A 17,088-nucleotide genomic window follows, 5' to 3' on the forward strand; every position below is an offset into this window, starting at 1 on the left:
CGCAACGAGAGGACAAGGGATGGACATGGTCTTGGAAGCAGACCGGCTCGGCAAGCGGTACGGCAGCACCTGGGCCTTACGGGACTGCTCACTGCATCTGCCGGCCGGGCGGATCGCCGCGCTGGTCGGGCCCAACGGCGCGGGCAAGAGCACGCTGTTGCACCTGGCCGTCGGGCTGCTCAAGCCCACCGAGGGCACGGTCCGGGTGTTCGGCCGGTCTCCCTACGGCGACACGGACGGGCTGGCCGACATCGGCTTCGTCGCCCAGGACACCCCGCTGTACCGGGACTTCACGGCGTCCGAGTTGGTCATCGCCGGCGGCAAGCTGAACAAACGGTGGGACGCGGGGTTGGCCCGCAAGCGGCTGGCCCAGCTCGGCATACCGCCGGACAAGCCGGTCGGCAAGCTCTCCGGCGGTCAACGGGCCCAGGTCGCGCTCGCCCTGGCACTGGCCAAGCAGCCACGGCTGCTGCTGCTCGACGAACCGGTCGCCAGCCTCGACCCGCTGGCCCGACGGGAGTTCCTCCAGTCGCTGATGGGCAGCGTCGCGGAGTCAGGCACCACCGTCCTGCTCTCCTCACACCTGCTGGCCGACCTGGAACGCGTCTGCGACTACCTGATCGTGCTCAACGCCTCCCAGGTGCAGCTCACCGGCGCGGTCGACGACCTGGTCGCCGAGCACCGGCAGCTGGTCGGCCCCCGTCACGACGGCGGCGTCATCGGGGGCGTCACCGCCGTGATCCGGGCCAGCCACACCGACCGGCAGACCACCCTGCTGGTCCGCACCGACGGGCCGGTCACCGATCCGGCCTGGACGATCCGCGAGGTCAGCCTGGAGGACGTCGTGTTGGCCTACCTGGCCGACGGCACCACGCAGACCAGTCACAGCGAGTGGGGAGTGGCAGCATGATCTGGTTGACCTGGCGGCAACACCGCAAGCAGGCGTTCTTCACAGTGCTGGCGCTCGCGGCGCTGGCCGCCATGCTGGTGCCGATCGGTCTGTCGATGCGGCACACCTTCTCCGATCTTGGGCTGGCGGACTGCGCACGTCAGCTCGCGGACACCAATGTGACGGCGGCGACCAGGGAGGCCTGCGACGCGGGTTTCCGCCGCTTCGGCAACCAGTACAGCAGCCTGAACCTGGTGGCCGTACTGCTGGTCTCCCTGCCGGTGCTGGTCGGTCTGTTCTGGGGTGCACCACTGGTCGCCCGCGAGGTGGAGCACGGCACGCACCGGTTCGTCTGGACCCAGGGCGTCGGCCGGACCCGCTGGGCCCTCGTGAAGTTCGGGCTGGTGGGCGCGGCCGTCCTGGTTCTCGCGGCGGTCTACGGGCTGGGCATGTCGTGGTGGGTCGACCCGCTGACCCAGGCCGCGTACGAGGGCCGGCTCGGCATGATCGTCTTCGACCTGCAGGGCATCGCGCCGATCGGCTACACCCTCTTCGCCGTCGCGCTCGGCATCTTCGCCGGCACGATGTGGAAGCGGATGCTGCCCGCCATGGGCATCACCCTCGCCGGGTTCATCGGCGTACGGGCGGCGGTGGAGATCCTGGCCCGACCGCACTACCAGCCGGCCCGCACCCAGACCTTCCCGATCGAGGGGGAAGGGCCACCGGAGGTCAGCCGGGGGGACTGGATCCTCACCCAGGGTGTGCGCAACCCGGACGGGACGATGATCGCGGAGGACACCCGGATCCAGTGCCCGCCGGGCGGGAAGGCCCCGGACGGCCGGGTCTGCGGGGCCGAGTTGGGCCTCGAACCGGGCGCGTACAACTGGCAGCTGTACCAGCCGGCGGACCGGTTCTGGCTGTTCCAGGGCATCGAGACCGGCATCTTCGTCGCCCTGGCCCTGCTCCTGCTCTATCTCGCCGTCCGCCGGGTCCGCCGGATCGCCTAACCGGTTGACGGGTGCTCGTCGGGGCGGCGGGGGCCTCGGCGATCACCCGTCAGCGGGGAAGGTCCACGGTCAGCGACAGCCAGGACGCGAGGTCGTGCACCTCGTCGTGCACGGCGGTGGTCACGTCGGGGGTGAAGGGCACGTCCTCGTGGATGGCGTGCACGGTGAGGATGCCGCGCCGACGATCGGCCGTGGCGTCCAGCTTTCCGACGAGCCGGTCGCCGTGCAGGATCGGCAACGCGAAGTAGCCCCACCGCCGACCCGCCCTGGGTTTGTACATCTCCAGCACGTAGTCGTACGCGAAGAGGTCCGCGAGGCGGACCCGGTCGTGCACCAGCCTGTCGAACGGCGACAACAACGCCGTACGACCGGTGAAGGGCTGCCCGAGCGCGGCCGGGTCAACCCGCCACTGGCCCGCGACTCCCTCGATCACCGCTGGCTCGCCCGCGTCACCGACCTCGGCCGGCTCGCCGGGCACCACCACCGCCTTCTCCCGGGCGATGCCCAGCGCCCGCAGCCGTCGCTCGTTGCGGAGCCGGCGTGCCTGCTCCAGCTCGACGACGGGCACGCCGGCCGGGTAGACCCGCTCCGCCACGTCCCAGAGCCGCTGTCGGCCCTGGCGGCCGGCGATCGCGACCTCGCCGCGCAGGACCAGGAACTCCAGCATCTGGGTGACGTTGCGGTTGTTGGTCCAGCCTGACGACGGCCACGGCACGACGCTCGTGTCCGGGATGTCGCGGGACAGCAGCGGACCGGAGCGGCCGAGCAGGTCGAGCACGTCGCGCCGGAACGAGTCGTTGGCGCGCAGCCACTCGCGGTGGCGCTCGTGACCGGGCGCCGCCGCCATCGCCGCGAGGAAGAGCCCCAGGTCGTCCATCGGACGCACCATCGCCTGGTGTTCGAACAGCGTCCGGTCCCGTTCGAGGGCGTCGCGCAACTGCGTCGGCTGGTACGACGAACCGAGCCGGCTCCAGCAGACGAGATCGGCGCTGGGCGCGACGGCGGCCGTCGGGTCGAGCTGCACCAGGGTCAACTGACGGACCACTGTGAGAAGGTCGCTCGGGCGCGGGGCGGCCAGCAGTTGGGCCCGGATGGCGATCCGTCGCGCCTGGGCCCGATCGAGTCGGTGCACGTCCACGCCGGCGAGCCTAGCGGCGCTCAGCGGCATCGACCGGGCCCAGCGAGTCGGATTGCTCAGCGGCTCGTGCTCAGTCGGCCAGCCGCCGGTACCGGAGGACCGAGAGTGGCAGGAAGACCGCCACCAGGACGAGCGGCCAGAGCACCGCCAGCCACGGGTAGTGCTGCGCAGCCCAGGAGTCACCGCCCCAACCGGGGTTGCCGAACAGCTCGCGGGTGGCGCCGACGGTCGCCGACAGCGGGTTCCACGCGGCCACCGCACCGAGCCAGGCGGGCATGGTGGACGGTGCCACGAACGCGTTGGAGAGGAAGCCGAGCGGAAACTCCAGGGTCTGCACGGCCACCACGGCCGTCTGTCCACGGGTGACCAGCCCGAGGAAGATGCCGACCCAGATCAGGGCGAAGCGCAGCAGCAGGATCAACCCCACCGCCGCCAGCGTGGCCGCGGCCCCGCCGTGCGCCCGCCACCCGATTGCCAGACCGGTCAGCAGCAGGACTCCGAGGGTGACCAGCGCGAACAGCATGTCGGCCACCGCCCGGGCCGCCAGCGGCGCCAGCGGGGAAACGGGCATCGATCGGAGCCGGTCGGTCACGCCGCGCTCCAGGTCCTCGGCGACGGCCACCGTGGTGAGGCTGATGCCGAAGACCATGGTCATCACGAACATGCCGGGCATCAGGAACTCCCGGTAGCTGCCGCCGCCGGGCACCTGCAACGCGCCACCGAACAGGTAGGCGAACATCAGCACGATCAGGATGTTGAAGCCGAGCGAGGCGATCAGCGGGCCGGGGTCGCGTCGCCACCGGGCCAGGTTGCGCCAGATCAGGGTGCCGCTGTCGGCCAGGAGGGCGGGACGGCCGGGCGTCAGATCCACCGCCGGGGCCGGCATGCTCACCGCGCTCATGCCACCACCTCGGCGGTCGGTGCCCGGTCTCCGGTGAGGTGCAGGAACACGTCGTCCAGGGTCGGTCGGCGCAGCGCGACGTCCGCCACCGGGACGTTCACGGCGTCGAGCGCCCGCAACACGTCGACGAGCGCGCCGGCCCGGTGACCGACCCGGACGCTCACCATCCGCCGGTCCACGTCGACAGTCGGTTCGTCGTCGACCGCCCGGCGGACCTCGGCGACGGCGACGGCGAGGTCGGTCGGCGCCGCGACGACCACCTCGATCCGGTCGCCGCCGAGCCGGGTCTTCAGGTCGTCCGGCGTACCCTCGGCGATCACCCGGCCGGCCTCGACCACCGAGATCCGGTCGGCGAGTTGGTCGGCCTCGTCCAGGTGCTGGGTGGTGAGCAGCACTGTGGTGCCGGTGCGCACCAACTCCCGGACCGACTCCCACACCTCGTTGCGCCCGCGCGGGTCCAGCCCGGTGGTGGGCTCGTCGAGGAAGAGGACCGCGGGGGCCAGGATCATGCCGGCCGCCAGGTCGAGCCGGCGGCGCATCCCTCCCGAGTACGTGCTGACCGGCTGCTCGGCGGCGTCGGCGAGACCGAAGCGTTCCAGCAGCTCGGCCGCCCGCTGCCGGGCCCGCCGGCGACCGAGGTGGAACAGCCGGCCGAAGAGCACCAGGTTCTGCCGACCGCTGAGCGCCTCGTCGAGCGCGGGATGCTGCCCCACCAGACCGATGCGGTAGCGCACCTGGTCGGGCTGGTTCGTCACGTCGAACCCGGCGACCTCGGCACGACCCTCGTCCAGCCGTAGCAGTGTGGACAGGATCCGTACCGAGGTGGTCTTGCCGGCACCGTTCGGGCCGAGCAGGCCGCACACCGTTCCCTGCGGCACCCGCAGGTCGAAGCCGTCCAGCGCGTACCGCTCCCGGTATCGCTTGCGCAGCCCCTGGGCCGCTATCGCGTCGCCTCTTGTCGTCACAGCGCTCCCTCACCACGTTGTCAGCACGCCTACCGTACAACATACGGTAGGCCGTACGAGAATGCTGAGCGCGTCGAAGCCCACAGCACAGCGAGGGAGGTGAGAAGGGGGAGCCCGCCGGAGCCGGCGGGCACTCCACGGCTAGCCGGGTTCGTTGGTCCCGACCTGGCCCGCGACGCCGACGTTCAGCGGATCGGCCAGGAGCTTGTCGAACGCCAACTCGGCGGCACCGATCAGGACCGCGTCGCGCCCGAGTGCCGCCGCGCGCAACCGCAGGTGCTCACGGGAGGCCGGCAGTGGCATGGTGTCCAGGCGGTCCCGGACCACGTCCGCCCCGGCGGTGAAGATGTCGCGCAGCGCGCCGCCGAACACCACGAGGTCCGGGTTGACCACGTTGACCAGATTCGCCACGCCGAAGCCGAGCCAGTCCGCCACCCGCTCGACCGCCGCGCGGGCGGTCGGGTCGCCGTCCGCTGCCGCGCGCAGCACCTCGGCCACCGCCGCGCGGTCGCTCGGGTCACGGCCCGCGTGGCGCAACAGCGCGGCTTCGGAGATCTCGGTTTCCCAGCAGCCGCGTGAACCGCAGCCGCAGGGCAGGCCGTTGGGATTGACGACCATGTGGCCGACCTTGCCACTGTGACCCCGGTGGCCGACCACCAGTCGGCCACCGATGATGATGCCGGCGCTGATGCCGAGGTCGCCGTGCAGGTATATGACGTCGTCGACACCGACCGCGACGCCGCGCACGTGCTCGGCCAGGCCGGCGATGTCGGCAAGGTCGCCGGCCACGAAACCGGGGCCGGCGCTGAACTCCGCCCCCAGCGCGGCGCCGAGAGTCTCGTCCATGCTGGCGATCCGGATCCTGCCGTCCGGGTCGCGGGTGGTGTCGGTGACCCCGGCGGCGCCGCCGACCAGCAGCGCGTCGCCCACCACGGCGCGTTCCATGTCCCGGACCAGGTCGGCGAGGGGTCCGACGGCGTCGATCGCCGACATGCCGCTGGGTCGCGGGAACTCCCGCCGATCGAGGATCTGCCCGCCGAGGCCGACCCGGGCGGCACGCAGCCGGTCGGCGTCGATACTCAACGCGTGGGCGTAGACCCGGTCGGAGCGGGGACTGACCACCAGTGAGGGGCGGCCGGCGCGGCGGGTGGTGGCCGGCGCCTCCTCGGTGACCAGGCCGCTGGTGACCAGGTCGGCCGCGAGGGCGCCGATGGTGCTTCGGTTGAGCCCGAGCCGGCTGGTCAGCTCGGCGCGGGACGTCGGTCCGTGCAGGTGGACGTAGCGCAGAACAGCGCCGAGGTTCTGCCGCCGGATCTCCTCCTGGCTGGCGCCGGGGAGCGACGGCAGCGGGGATTCAGCGTTGCGGCCGACGCCGGCTGGCCTGGACCGTACTGGTGCCGCCACGGTCAGACCTCCTTCCGGGTCGATGCCGGTTGGTGCGGGGGTGCACTGACGACGATGGGTCCCGGAAGAGGAGACCCGGGACCCATCGGCGTTGCTACCTACCGTGCGGTGATTACTTGGTGAGCGGCGCGAGCTTCGGGTCGTTGGCGTACGCCTCAGCCGCGTTCGCCTTGGTGACGGCGACCGGCGGGAGCAGGAACGTGTCGACGACCTTGCTGCCGTTGTTGTACGACTCGGTGTCGTTCACCTGCGGCTTGTCACCGGCCTGGAGAGCCTTGACCATGTTGATGGTCTCCTTCACCAGGTTGCGGGTGTCCTTGTTGATCGTCATGTACTGCTCGCCAGCGACGATCGACTTGACCGACTCGACCTCGGAGTCCTGACCGGTGACCACCGGGATCGGCTTGCCGGCACCCTTGACCGAGGTCAGGATGGCGCGGGCCAGGGTGTCGTTCGGGGAGAGGACGCCGTCCAGCTCCTTGTTGCCGTAGGTCGAGGTCAGCAGCTGGTCCATGCGGGCCTGCGCACCCTCGGCCTTCCAGCCCTGGATGGCGGTCTGCTTGACGTCCTTCTGACCCGAGGCGACAACGACGTTGCCCTTGTCGATCTCCGGCTTGAGCACGTCCATCGCGCCGTTGAAGAAGACACCGGCGTTGTTGTCGTCCGGCGAGCCGGAGAACAGTTCGATGTTGTACGGGCCGTTCGGCTTCTTGGCCTTCATGCCGTCCAGCAGGGCCTGGCCCTGGAGCTGGCCGACCTTGAAGTTGTCGAACGCGACGTAGTAGTCGAGGTCCGGCGTGTTGGTGATGAGCCGGTCGTACGCGATCACCTTGGCACCGGCGGCGTGCGCCGCGGCGACCTGGGTCGACAGCTGCGCGGCGTCGGTCGCGCCGATGACGATGACCTTGGCGCCCTTGGTGGTCATGGCGGTGATCTGGGCCTGCTGGTCGGCGACAGTGGTCGACGCGCCCGCGTACTGCACGTCAGCCTGGAAACCGGCCTCCTTGAGACCGTTGGTGAACAGGTCGCCGGCGAGGACCCAGTTCTCCGAGGTCTTGGCCGGAAGGGCCACGCCGATCAGGGAGTTGGCAGCGAAGCCCTTGGCGGCCTCGCCGCCGGAGTCGCTGTCGCCGTCACGGCCGGAGCCGCAGCCAGCGAGGGCCAGCATGGCGGCGGCGCTGACCGCGACCACCGACGTGCCGAAGAATTTACGCATGGTGAGGACTTGCCTTTCTTGAGGTGTAACAGGGTGGTGAGGTCGGTGGCCGTCAGCCGGACACCGCTGCCTTGGCGGGCTCGCGCTCCGCGTCCGGCGGTGAGGCGGGTGGGGCGGAGTCGTCGCGGCGGAAGGGCCGCATCAGGCTCCCGATGATGGAGAAGCGCCCCTGGCTCTTGTTGTAGACGTCGATCGCGACGGCCAGCAGCAGGACCAGGCCCTTGATGATCTGCACCCGGTCGGTGCCGACGCCCATCAGCTGCAGGCCGTTGTTCAGCACGGCCATCACGAGACCGCCGACGATCGAGCCGCTGATGGTGCCGATGCCGCCGGAGACGGCAGCACCACCGATGAAGACCGCGGCGATGGCGTCCAGCTCCCAGCCGTTGCCGTCCTGCGGTCCGGAGGCCGCCGAACGGGCCACGAAGATCATGCCGGCCAGCGCGGCCAGGACGGACATGTTCATCATGACGAAGAAGTTGACCCGCTTGAGCTTCACGCCGGACAGCTCGGCCGCCCGGGAGTTGCCGCCCACCGCGTAGATGTGCCGGCCACCGGCCGTGTTGCGGGTGTAGAAGGAGTACGCGATCACCAGGACCAGCAGGATGATGCCCGAGATCGGGAAGCTGGTGCCGACGCGACCACTGGCGAAGCGCAGTGCCGCGAAGGCGATCACGCCGACCATGATGGCCATCCGCAGGATGGAGATCCACATGGGCGCCGGGTCGGCGTCCATCGCCCGCCGGGTCTTGCGGGCCTGGATCTCGCGCCACACCACTGCTACCGCTGCGGCCAGCCCGAGCAGCAGCGTGGCGTTGTTGTAGCCGGTGTTCGGACCGAACTCGGGCAGGAAGCCGGAGCCGATCTCCCGGAAGCCCTCCGGCACCGGAATGGTGTTGGCGTTACCGATGTACTGGTTGCCACCACGGAACAGCAGCATGCCGGCCAGGGTGACGATGAACGCCGGCACCCCGATGTACGCCACCCAGAAGCCCTGCCAGGCGCCGATGATCGCGCCGATGGCGAGGCCGAACAGGATGGCGACCGGCCAGGGCAGCGACCAGTCGGCCATCGACTTGGCGACCAGGATGCCCGCGAAGGCGGCGACGGAGCCGACCGAGAGGTCGATGTGCCCGGCCACGATCACCATGAGCATGCCGATGGCCAGAATCAGAATGTACGAGTTCTGCTGGAACAGCGCGATCAGGTTGTCCGACCGCAGGGTGAGGCCATCGGTCAGGATCTGGAACAGGACGACGATCGCCACCAGGGTGAAGATCATCCCGAACTGGCGAGCGTTGGAGGTCGTGCCTCCAAACAGGTTCTTCTGAAGGTCCTTGATACGGCTCATCGGGTGGCCAACTTCTTCGTCGAGGTCATCTGCTTCATGAGGGTCTCCGGGGTCGCGTCCGCCCGAGCGATCTCGCCCGTGATGGCGCCCTCGAACACGGTGTAGATGCGGTCGCAGAGCCCGATCAGCTCAGGCAGCTCCGAGGAGATGACGACGACGCCCTTCCCCTGGTCGGCGAGCCGCTGGATGATGCCGTAGATCTCGTACTTGGCGCCCACGTCGATGCCGCGCGTCGGCTCGTCGAGGATCAGCAGGTCCGGGTCGGTGAACATCCACTTCGCCAGGACGACTTTCTGCTGGTTGCCGCCGGAGAGCTTGGAGACGCTCTCGTCGACCGTCGGGGCCTTGGTCCGCAACTCCTTGCGGTACGCCTCGGCCGCCTGGTATTCCTCGACCTCGCTCAGCACGCCATGGTGCGAGATCTTGGACAGCTTGGCCGCCACCGTCGACGACTTGATGTCGTCGAGCAGGTTGAGGCCGATCGCCTTGCGGTCCTCGCTGACGTACGCGAGCCCGTTGTCGATCGCGTCCGCGACCGACTTGAGGACGATCTCCTTGCCGTCCTTGATGATGGTGCCCGACTCGTACACGCCGTAGGAGCGGCCGAAGACACTCATCGCGAGTTCCGTGCGGCCCGCGCCCATCAGACCGGCGAAGCCGACGATCTCGCCGCGGCGCACCACGAAGCTCTCGTTCTTGCAGACCTGCCGGTCGGCGGAGATCGGGTGCCGGACGTTCCAGTTGCGGACCTCGAAGAAGACGTCACCGATCTTCGGGGTGTGGTCCGGGAAACGGCTGCTCAGCTCGCGGCCGACCATGCCCCGCACGATCCGGTCCTCGTCGACCCCGTCCGCCTTGACGTCGAGGGTCTCCACGGTCCGGCCGTCGCGCAGGATGGTGATCTGGTCCGCGATCGCCTCGATCTCGTTCAGCTTGTGCGAAATCATGATCGAGGTGATGCCGCGGGACCGGAAACCGCGCAGCAGGTCCAGCAGGTGACGGGAGTCGGCCTCGTTCAGGGCCGCCGTGGGCTCGTCCAGGATGAGCAGCTTCACGTCCTTGGCGAACGCCTTGGCGATCTCGACGAGCTGCTGCTTGCCGACCCCGATGTCCTTGATCAGGGTGTCCGGGTCTTCTTCCAGACCGACCCGGGCCATCAGGTCCAGCGCCATCCGGTTCGCGGCCTTCCAGTCGATCGCGCCCCGCTTGCGCGGTTCGTTGCCGAGGAAGATGTTCTCGGCGATCGACATCCCGGGAATGAGCGCGAGCTCCTGGTGGATGATCACGATGCCAGCGTTCTCGCTGGCCCGGATGTCGGAGAACTTGCTCTCCGACCCCTGATAGATGATCTTGCCGTCGTAGCTGCCGTGTGGGTAGACCCCGCTGAGCACCTTCATCAGGGTGGACTTGCCCGCACCGTTCTCGCCGCAGATGGCATGGATCTCGCCGGCGCGAACCACCAGGTTGACGTCGGAGAGGGCCTTGACTCCGGGGAACTCCTTGGTGATGGAGCGCATCTCAAGGAGGATCGGCACGTCGCTCATAGCTCGTACCACCTCGCCAACGTCATCGGTTGCCTCCGGAAGGTTGAACCTTCACTTGGTTTTGTTGTTGACGGCAACGTATTGCGGCCGGAGGGCTATCCGCAAGGCGAGAGACTGTTGAAAAAGTAACAATCCGGCAATATAGACGTAGCAGAGTATTCGCCCGTCACAGCCACCTCAGCAGCCCCTCCGGGCACCTTCGCCTGTCGGTGGCAACGTTGTCAAATGGAGCGCGACGCCGCTATCGACTCCTGCCACCCTCCCCAGGCCCGCCACCAGGCACGATCCCGCCAGGCGCCCGAAGCGGGCAGCGGGCGACGCGATCGGCCAGCATTGAATGATCTTGATCGAGCCGCAGGGCGGTCGACGCCCCCAGGACGGCACGACAGCCGTCGGCCGCCGGTGTGACCCACGCCTCTGCGCACGGGCCGAATCGACGATGATCGTCTCGTCAGGCCCCGGACCAGGAAGTGGACTGCTCTCCAACGTCCCTTACGGGCGAATCGGGGCGGTTCGCCAGCGCCGCGCCCGCGCGGTGCCTGCCGGTCAGGACGGGCGCAGCACGGCCTTGATCACCCCGTCTTCCCGGCGGTCGAAGCGCCGGTACAACTCCGGGGCGTCGGCGAGGGTGCCGCAATGGGTGACGATCATGCTGGGCCGCGCTCGACCGGCGACGACCAGGTCGCGCAGCAGTGTGGTGTACCGGCGGTCGTGGGTGCGACCGAACCGGACCGCGACCCCCTTGGCGAACAGCGCCCCCCAAGGCGCGACCAGGTCCTCCTGGCCGTCAGCACCGGGGGCGGGGTGCGGGTCCCGGTCCGGGTAGACACCGGCTACCGCGATCGCGCCGGCGGCGTTGACCAGCCGGGCGGCGTCGGTGATGACCTGGTTCGGACGCTCCCGGTCCGGGTGCTCCCGGTCACGTGCCTGGAACCCGACCGCGTCGATGACCTTGTCGACCCCACCCAGCTTCTCCTCGCCGAGCGGCAACCCGGCCCGGGCCCGATCGGCGCGGATCTGCTCGACCGGGTCGCCCCGGCGGAAGTCGACAGGCACCGCGCCGACCTCGCCGGCCTTGTCGAGGCGGGCGTCGACGCCGTCGACGGAGTACACCACCCGGGCGCCGCGCAGCAGTGCCGAGTAGGCGCCGAGCAGACCGATGGTGCCGGCGCCGAAGACCGCCACGGTGTCGCCGGGCTCGACCTCGGCGAGGGTGGCGGCGGCGTGCCAGCCGGTGACGAACGCGTCGGCGAGCAGCACGAAGTCGTCCTCGTACGCGTCCCCCGGCTCGCCGGGCAGCGGCACACAGTTGGCGTCGGCCCACGGCACGCGCAGCAGGTCGGCCTGCGCACCCCGGTACGGACCCATCCCCGCGTACCCGTACGCCGCGCCCGGCCCCTCGGCCCGGGCCCGCAGGCAGGCCGCCGACAGCCCTCGGGCGCACATCACACACGTTCCGCAGAACAGGTGCGTGGGGATCACCACCCGGGTGCCCGGCCGCACGGTCTGCACCGCCGCGCCCACCTCCTGCACGACACCCAACGGTTCGTGCCCGAGCACCAGACCCGGCTCGGCGCTGGTTCGTCCGTCGTACATGTGCAGGTCGGTGCCGCACAGGGCGGTGGAGGTGATCCGCACCAGCGCGTCGGTCTGCGCCTCCAGTGTCGCGTCGGGCACCTCGCGCACCTCGACCGTCCGGACGTCGGCGTACACGACGGCTCTCATCACGGATCTCCTGTTCGGCGCTGGGCCCGGCGGTCTTCCCCCGGCTGCGCCGTTCATGCCGGGCCGGCCCCACGGGGCGGGCCGCCGGTGCTATCTTAGGACCCCTAGGTTTCCGCTTAACGAGACAAAGGTTCGGTATGCCACGGCAGGGTCTGACCAGCGCGCGCGTCTCGGCCGCCGCAGCCGAGCTGGCGGACGCGGTCGGCCTGTCCCGGTTGACCGTCGCGGCCGTCGCCCGACACTTCGGGGTCTCCGACGCCGCCCTGTACGTCCACGTCCGCAGCCGCGACGCGCTGATCGAACACGTCGCGGTGCGGGCGGCGGCCACGTTCGCCGACGCGCTCGCGCTCGCGGTGGCGGGGCGGGCCGGCCACCAGGCCCTCATCGGGTTCGCCGACGCCTGGCGCGCCTTCGCCGTGACGCACCCCGGGCAGTACGCGGCGACCCAGCTTCAGCTGCCGCCCGAGGTCGGCACCCGGTCGGCGGGGCACCTGCGCCTGATCGAGCTGAGCTACGCGATGCTGCGCGGGTACGGGCTCGACGAACCGGCACTCACCGACGCGGTGCGGTTCGTCCGCAGCACCTTCCACGGCTTCACCAGCCTCGAAACGGTCGACGGTTTCGGGCATCCTCGCAGCGTCGACGCGTCGTGGCAGTCGATCCTCGACGCGGTGCACACCACGTTGAGCAACTGGCCGACCGAGACCCGGGAGCAGCAGTGAACAGCCACGACCAGTCGATCGAGTCGACCGACGGGACCCGCCTGGTGGTACGACGCCTGGGCGTCGGGGACCCCGTCGTCCTGGTGCACGGCTCGGGTGGCGGGCTGCACTCCTGGGCCGCCGTCGCGGAGCACCTCGCCCACGAGCACGAGGTGTGGCTGCCGGCCCGGCGCGGCTACGGTCCCAGTGACGTCCCGGCCGGCACCAAGTCCTTCCGGGACGAGACCGCCGACCTGATGGCCGTCATCGAGTCGGCCCGCCGATCCTCAGGCCGACCGGTCCATCTCGTCGGCGCGTCCTATGGAGCGACAGCGGCGCTGCACACCGTCCTGGCCGATCCGCGCCCCGTCCGCTCGCTGGCCGTCTTCGAGCCGCCGCTCTTCGCGGCCGGGGCGGAGATCGCGCCGCCGCTCGACCGGTACCGCGCCGCCTTCGAGCGCGACGACGCCGCCGCGATGGCCGCGGCCCTGAACGACGTCACCCGGGTTCCGGCCGAGGTCGTCGCCGCGATCGCCGCCAGCGCGGGCGACCGGGTGCCCGACCCGGTCGAGGCGCGCCGCTCGGCGGTCGGCTGGCTGCACGACCTGGAGGCTCTCGCGCAGGACAGCACGGACATCAGCCGGTGGTCCTCGATCGGCGTACCGACTCTCCTCATGGCCGGCGCGGACACCTGGGAGCCGATGCCCACCACGATGGCCACCCTCGCGGCGACGATCCCGGCGGCCCGTTACCTCGTCTGGCCAGGTCAGTCGCACTTCGTGACGATGACGGCGCCCACCCTGGTCGCCGACGCGCTGCGGCAGTTCTTCGCCGAGGCCCCGCCGCTCTGACCCCACCCGCCCGCACGGCGGCGGCCGGTGGTGCACCGGCCGCCGCCACGGACCACCATCGGCTGACCGGACAACGGTCACTGACCGTCCACTCCGGGCAACACTGCGCGGCCACTCAGTAGCATCGACGAGTCACGATTTTCAGGCGGACCACTCCCCGACCGGATCGAGCACTCGCCATGACCACCGAGCAGACCACGTCTCCCCCGCGAGCCGGTGTCGGCATCGCCGCTCAGGGGCTGGGCCAGAGCGTGCGAGGCGGCCGCCAGATCCTGGCCGACATCTCCCTGAGCATCGCGCCGGGCGAGCTGGTCGCGATCGTCGGCGCCAGCGGCGCCGGTAAGACCACCCTGCTGGAGGTCCTCGCCGGGGTGCAGCACCCGACAGCGGGCACCGTGACGTACGACGGCACCGCCGCGACCGGCGCCATCGGGGTGGTGCCGCAGGACGACATCATCCACCGCGAGCTGCCAGTGGCCCGCACCCTGCGGTACGCCGCCCGACTACGCCTCCCCTCCGCCACCGAGCCGGAGGAGATCAGTGACCGGGTCGCACAGGTGCTCGCCGAGCTGCGACTCACCGACCGGGCCGGCACGCCGGTCGGCCTGCTCAGCGGCGGTGAACGCAAGCGCGCCAGCATCGCCGTCGAGTTGCTCACCCGACCCGGCGTGTTCTTCCTGGACGAACCCACCTCCGGACTCGACCCGGCGATCGCCGTGGAGCTGCTCCGGGTGCTCCGCGCGCTCGCCGACACGGGAGCCACTGTCGTGCTGACCACTCACCAGGTCACCGACATGGACCACTGCGACCGGGTCGTCGTGCTGACCCGTCAGGGCCGGCTGGCCTTCAGCGGCACCCCGGCCGCCGCCCGGGAGTTCTTCGGCCTGCGGTCCCTCGTCGAGCTGCACCTCCGACTCGACGACACCACCCGGCCCGCCGAGTGGCCCGACCGCTTCGCCGAACAGCGCGACGCCGACCAGCCGGCCGGAAGCACCACCGACCAGCCGGCCGGAAGCACCGCCGTGCAGCCGGCCCGGAGCACCGCCGAGCAGCCGGCCCGGAGCACCGCCGATGACGGCGGCGCCGTGCCGCCACCCCGGCGCGCCGGCCGGCTGCGCCAGTGGGCGGTCCTCACCGCGCGCAACGCGGAGATCGTCGCCCGCAACCGGCTGACGCTGGCGATCCTGCTCGGCTCCCCGCTGATGGTGCTCGGCATGTTCGCGCTGCTGTTCCGGCCGGGGGCGTTCGAGCCGAGCCGACCAAGCCCGACGGTGACCGTGATGATCCTCTTCTGGATCGCGTTCGGCGGCTTCTTCTTCGGGCTGACCTACGGGCTCCTCCAGATCTGCACCGAGCTGCCGATCCTGCGCCGGGAGCGGCTGGCCGGTGTCCGGCTGGCCCCGTACCTGTTGGCGAAGGTCGCGGTGCTGCTGCCACTGCTCGCCCTGGTGGACCTGGCGCTGCTCGGGGTGCTGCGCGGCATGGACCGGCTCCCGCCGGTCGGCGGCGCCGACTTCGCCGCCCTGTACGCGACCCTGCTGCTCTCCTCGGCGGCGGCGCTCGCCCTCGGCCTGCTCTGCTCGGCGGCCGTGTCCGACGCGGCGCAGGCGACGCTCATGCTGCCGATGCTCTGCTTCCCGCAGGTGCTGTTCGTCGGCGCGATCCTGCCGGTGCCGGCCATGGCTGTCGGCGGTCAGTGGCTCAGTTACGCGATGTCGAACCGGTGGGCGTTCGAGGGCCTGGGGCACACCGCCGGGGTGGAGCGGCTCTGGCGCGACGGCGGCTCCCCGCTCGGCCCGCCGCTACTGGCCACGTACGGCGACAGCTTCTCCCGACCGGTGTGGGTCGACTGGCTGGTGCTCGGCGGCTTCGTGCTGCTCTTCCTGGGCGCGGCCTGGGCGGTGCTGGTCCGGAGGGACTTCCGTCGTGCGTAGTGAGCCGGCCCCGCACACCTCCCCCACCGCGCTGCCGGGATACGCCGCCACCGGCCGGATCGACGAGCTGCGCGCCACCGAGTACCGACACCTGGACGCCGACGGGCGGGTGTACCTCGACTACGCCGGGGCCGGGGTGACGGCCCAGGCCCAGGTGCGCGCCCACCACGATCGGTTGCTCGCCGGCCTGTACAGCAACCCGCACTCGGAGAACCCGACCAGCGCGGCGGCCGGTTCGCTGGTGGAGTCGGCGCGACGCGCGGTGCTCGACTTCTTCCGCGCCGACCCGGCCGAGTACGCGGTCGTCTTCACCCCGAACGCCAGCGGCGCCTGCCGGCTGGTCGGCGAGGCGTACGACTTCGGCAGGACCGCGTCACTGGTGCTGACCTGGGACAACCACAACTCGGTCAACGGCATCCGCGAGTACGCCCGGTCCGCCCGCGGGTCCGTGCGCTATGTGCCGTTGGACGGGCCGGAGCTGCGGGTCGCCGAGTCGGACCTGGTCGCGGCGCTCGACGCCGGCCGGGGCCGCCTGGCCCGTCGGTCGCGTCGGCGCGGGCTGTTCGCCTATCCGGCGCAGAGCAACTTCTCCGGCGTGCAGCACCCGCTGGGCTGGGTGGAGCTGGCCCACCAACGGGGCTACGACGTGCTGCTCGACGCTGCCGCCTTCGCGCCGACGAACCGGCTGGACCTCAGCGTCGTACGGCCGGACTTCGTGTGCCTGAGCTGGTACAAGCTCTTCGGCTACCCGACCGGCGTCGGCGCGTTGCTGGCTCGCCGTTCGGCGCTGGCCCGGTTGCGCCGGCCGTGGTTCGCCGGCGGCACGATCCGGGCGGTGAGTGTGCAGGGTGACTGGCACCGGCCGATGGACGACGAGTCGGCGTTCGAGGACGGCACGCTCAACTTCCTGAGCATCCCGGACGTGGAGTTCGGCCTGCGTTGGCTCGACTCGATCGGCGTGGACCTCGTCCACTCCCGGGTCGGCCTGCTCACCGCCTGGCTGCTGGAGCGGCTGGCCACCCTGCGGCACGACACCGGCGGGCCGCTGGTCGAGGTGTACGGGCCGACGACGGGTGCGGGGCGCGGCGGCACTGTGACGTTCAACCTCCGCCACCCGGACGGCACTGTGGTCGACGAACGGCTCGTGGCGCGGGAGGCGGCAGCTGCCGGCATCTCCCTGCGTACCGGTTGTTTCTGCAATCCCGGCGCGGGCGAGGGCGCGTTCGGGATCAGTCGGGCCGCGACGCGGCAGCGGCTGTTGGCGGGGGTCGACACGATCGACAAGTACCTCGCGGCGCTGCGGCTGCCGACGGGCGGCGCGGTCCGCGTCTCGTTCGGACTGGCGTCCACGGCGACCGACGCGGAACGCTTCGTCGCCTTCGTCCAGTCGACCTACCTCAACCGTGAGGCCGGCGCGGAGTCACCACTGCCACCTCGGCTGCGCTGTTGACCGGGCCGGCCG

The 17,088-nt window shown here is 70.8% G+C and carries 14 protein-coding genes; 6 read left to right on the forward strand and 8 right to left on the reverse strand.

The features are described 5' to 3' along the window. Nucleotides 1–19 precede the first annotated feature (19 nt). Both IF22_RS0124780 and IF22_RS0124785 read left to right on the forward strand, forming a co-directional pair. Nucleotides 20–910, forward strand: a complete 891-nt coding sequence (locus tag IF22_RS0124780) for an ABC transporter ATP-binding protein (RefSeq protein ID WP_030335959.1) — start codon at nt 20–22, stop codon at nt 908–910. Next, nucleotides 907–1,896 carry an ABC transporter permease gene (locus tag IF22_RS0124785; RefSeq protein ID WP_030335961.1) on the forward strand — a complete coding sequence of 330 codons (990 nt, stop codon included), beginning with the start codon at nt 907–909 and terminating at the stop codon, nt 1,894–1,896. Before IF22_RS0124780 ends, IF22_RS0124785 begins: the two co-directional genes overlap by 4 nt. A 49-nt stretch (nt 1,897–1,945) precedes the next feature. On the opposite strand, the gene IF22_RS0124790 is transcribed toward IF22_RS0124785, so the two are convergent. The 8 genes from IF22_RS0124790 to IF22_RS0124825 all read right to left on the reverse strand — a co-directional run bounded on the left by IF22_RS0124790 (nt 1,946) and on the right by IF22_RS0124825 (nt 12,140). Further along, nucleotides 1,946–3,034 carry a DNA glycosylase AlkZ-like family protein gene (locus IF22_RS0124790; RefSeq protein ID WP_030335963.1) on the reverse strand — a complete coding sequence of 363 codons (1,089 nt, stop codon included), beginning with the start codon at nt 3,032–3,034 and terminating at the stop codon, nt 1,946–1,948. 70 nt (nt 3,035–3,104) lie between these two features. Further along, nucleotides 3,105–3,935 (reverse strand): ABC transporter permease, encoded by an 831-nt coding sequence (locus tag IF22_RS0124795; protein ID WP_030335964.1) that lies wholly within the window; start codon nt 3,933–3,935, stop codon nt 3,105–3,107. Continuing rightward, the gene (locus tag IF22_RS0124800) at nt 3,932–4,900 is read right to left on the reverse strand and encodes a daunorubicin resistance protein DrrA family ABC transporter ATP-binding protein (protein ID WP_030335965.1); all 969 of its coding nucleotides are present in this window, start codon (nt 4,898–4,900) and stop codon (nt 3,932–3,934) included. The genes IF22_RS0124795 and IF22_RS0124800 overlap by 4 nt, the downstream gene beginning before the upstream one ends. Before the next feature lie 141 nt (nt 4,901–5,041). Further along, nucleotides 5,042–6,304, reverse strand: a complete 1,263-nt coding sequence (locus tag IF22_RS0124805; RefSeq protein ID WP_081883993.1) for an ROK family transcriptional regulator — start codon at nt 6,302–6,304, stop codon at nt 5,042–5,044. A gap of 112 nt (nt 6,305–6,416) precedes the next feature. Further along, nucleotides 6,417–7,520: a substrate-binding domain-containing protein gene (locus tag IF22_RS0124810; RefSeq protein ID WP_030335971.1), complete on the reverse strand. Its 1,104-nt coding sequence runs from the start codon at nt 7,518–7,520 to the stop codon at nt 6,417–6,419. A gap of 52 nt (nt 7,521–7,572) precedes the next feature. Then, on the reverse strand, nt 7,573–8,871 hold the full coding sequence (mmsB, locus tag IF22_RS0124815; protein WP_030335973.1) for a multiple monosaccharide ABC transporter permease: 1,299 nt from the start codon (nt 8,869–8,871) through the stop codon (nt 7,573–7,575). Next, on the reverse strand, nt 8,868–10,415 hold the full coding sequence (gene mmsA / locus IF22_RS0124820; RefSeq protein WP_030335974.1) for a multiple monosaccharide ABC transporter ATP-binding protein: 1,548 nt from the start codon (nt 10,413–10,415) through the stop codon (nt 8,868–8,870). Before mmsA ends, mmsB begins: the two co-directional genes overlap by 4 nt. A gap of 546 nt (nt 10,416–10,961) precedes the next feature. Continuing rightward, the gene (locus IF22_RS0124825; protein WP_030335975.1) at nt 10,962–12,140 is read right to left on the reverse strand and encodes an alcohol dehydrogenase catalytic domain-containing protein; all 1,179 of its coding nucleotides are present in this window, start codon (nt 12,138–12,140) and stop codon (nt 10,962–10,964) included. A gap of 137 nt (nt 12,141–12,277) precedes the next feature. On the opposite strand from IF22_RS0124825, the gene IF22_RS0124830 reads away from it, so the two are divergent. The 4 genes from IF22_RS0124830 to IF22_RS0124845 all read left to right on the forward strand — a co-directional run bounded on the left by IF22_RS0124830 (nt 12,278) and on the right by IF22_RS0124845 (nt 17,076). Next, nucleotides 12,278–12,862 (forward strand): TetR/AcrR family transcriptional regulator, encoded by a 585-nt coding sequence (locus IF22_RS0124830; RefSeq protein ID WP_030335976.1) that lies wholly within the window; start codon nt 12,278–12,280, stop codon nt 12,860–12,862. Further along, nucleotides 12,859–13,692: an alpha/beta fold hydrolase gene (locus tag IF22_RS0124835; protein WP_030335978.1), complete on the forward strand. Its 834-nt coding sequence runs from the start codon at nt 12,859–12,861 to the stop codon at nt 13,690–13,692. Before IF22_RS0124830 ends, IF22_RS0124835 begins: the two co-directional genes overlap by 4 nt. A gap of 179 nt (nt 13,693–13,871) precedes the next feature. Continuing rightward, complete coding sequence (locus tag IF22_RS0124840; protein WP_030335980.1) at nt 13,872–15,626, forward strand: ABC transporter ATP-binding protein/permease; 1,755 nt, start codon at nt 13,872–13,874, stop codon at nt 15,624–15,626. Further along, nucleotides 15,619–17,076, forward strand: a complete 1,458-nt coding sequence (locus IF22_RS0124845) for an aminotransferase class V-fold PLP-dependent enzyme (RefSeq protein ID WP_081883995.1) — start codon at nt 15,619–15,621, stop codon at nt 17,074–17,076. The genes IF22_RS0124840 and IF22_RS0124845 overlap by 8 nt, the downstream gene beginning before the upstream one ends. The last annotated feature ends 12 nt before the right edge of the window (nt 17,077–17,088 follow it).

The organism is Micromonospora parva (genome assembly GCF_000718515.1).
Taxonomy (GTDB): Bacteria; Actinomycetota; Actinomycetes; order Mycobacteriales; family Micromonosporaceae; genus Micromonospora; species Micromonospora parva.

Excerpts from the sequence above, each read along its gene's own strand:
- IF22_RS0124780 (WP_030335959.1), top strand. The coding sequence starts at position 20 with ATGGACATGGTCTTGGAAGCAGACCGGCTCGGCAAGCGGTACGGCAGC.
- IF22_RS0124785 (WP_030335961.1), top strand. The coding sequence starts at position 907 with ATGATCTGGTTGACCTGGCGGCAACACCGCAAGCAGGCGTTCTTCACA.
- IF22_RS0124795 (WP_030335964.1), bottom strand. The coding sequence starts at position 3,935 with ATGAGCGCGGTGAGCATGCCGGCCCCGGCGGTGGATCTGACGCCCGGC.
- IF22_RS0124810 (WP_030335971.1), bottom strand. The coding sequence starts at position 7,520 with ATGCGTAAATTCTTCGGCACGTCGGTGGTCGCGGTCAGCGCCGCCGCC.
- mmsB (WP_030335973.1), bottom strand. The coding sequence starts at position 8,871 with ATGAGCCGTATCAAGGACCTTCAGAAGAACCTGTTTGGAGGCACGACC.
- mmsA (WP_030335974.1), bottom strand. The coding sequence starts at position 10,415 with ATGAGCGACGTGCCGATCCTCCTTGAGATGCGCTCCATCACCAAGGAG.
- IF22_RS0124825 (WP_030335975.1), bottom strand. The coding sequence starts at position 12,140 with ATGAGAGCCGTCGTGTACGCCGACGTCCGGACGGTCGAGGTGCGCGAG.
- IF22_RS0124830 (WP_030335976.1), top strand. The coding sequence starts at position 12,278 with ATGCCACGGCAGGGTCTGACCAGCGCGCGCGTCTCGGCCGCCGCAGCC.
- IF22_RS0124840 (WP_030335980.1), top strand. The coding sequence starts at position 13,872 with ATGACCACCGAGCAGACCACGTCTCCCCCGCGAGCCGGTGTCGGCATC.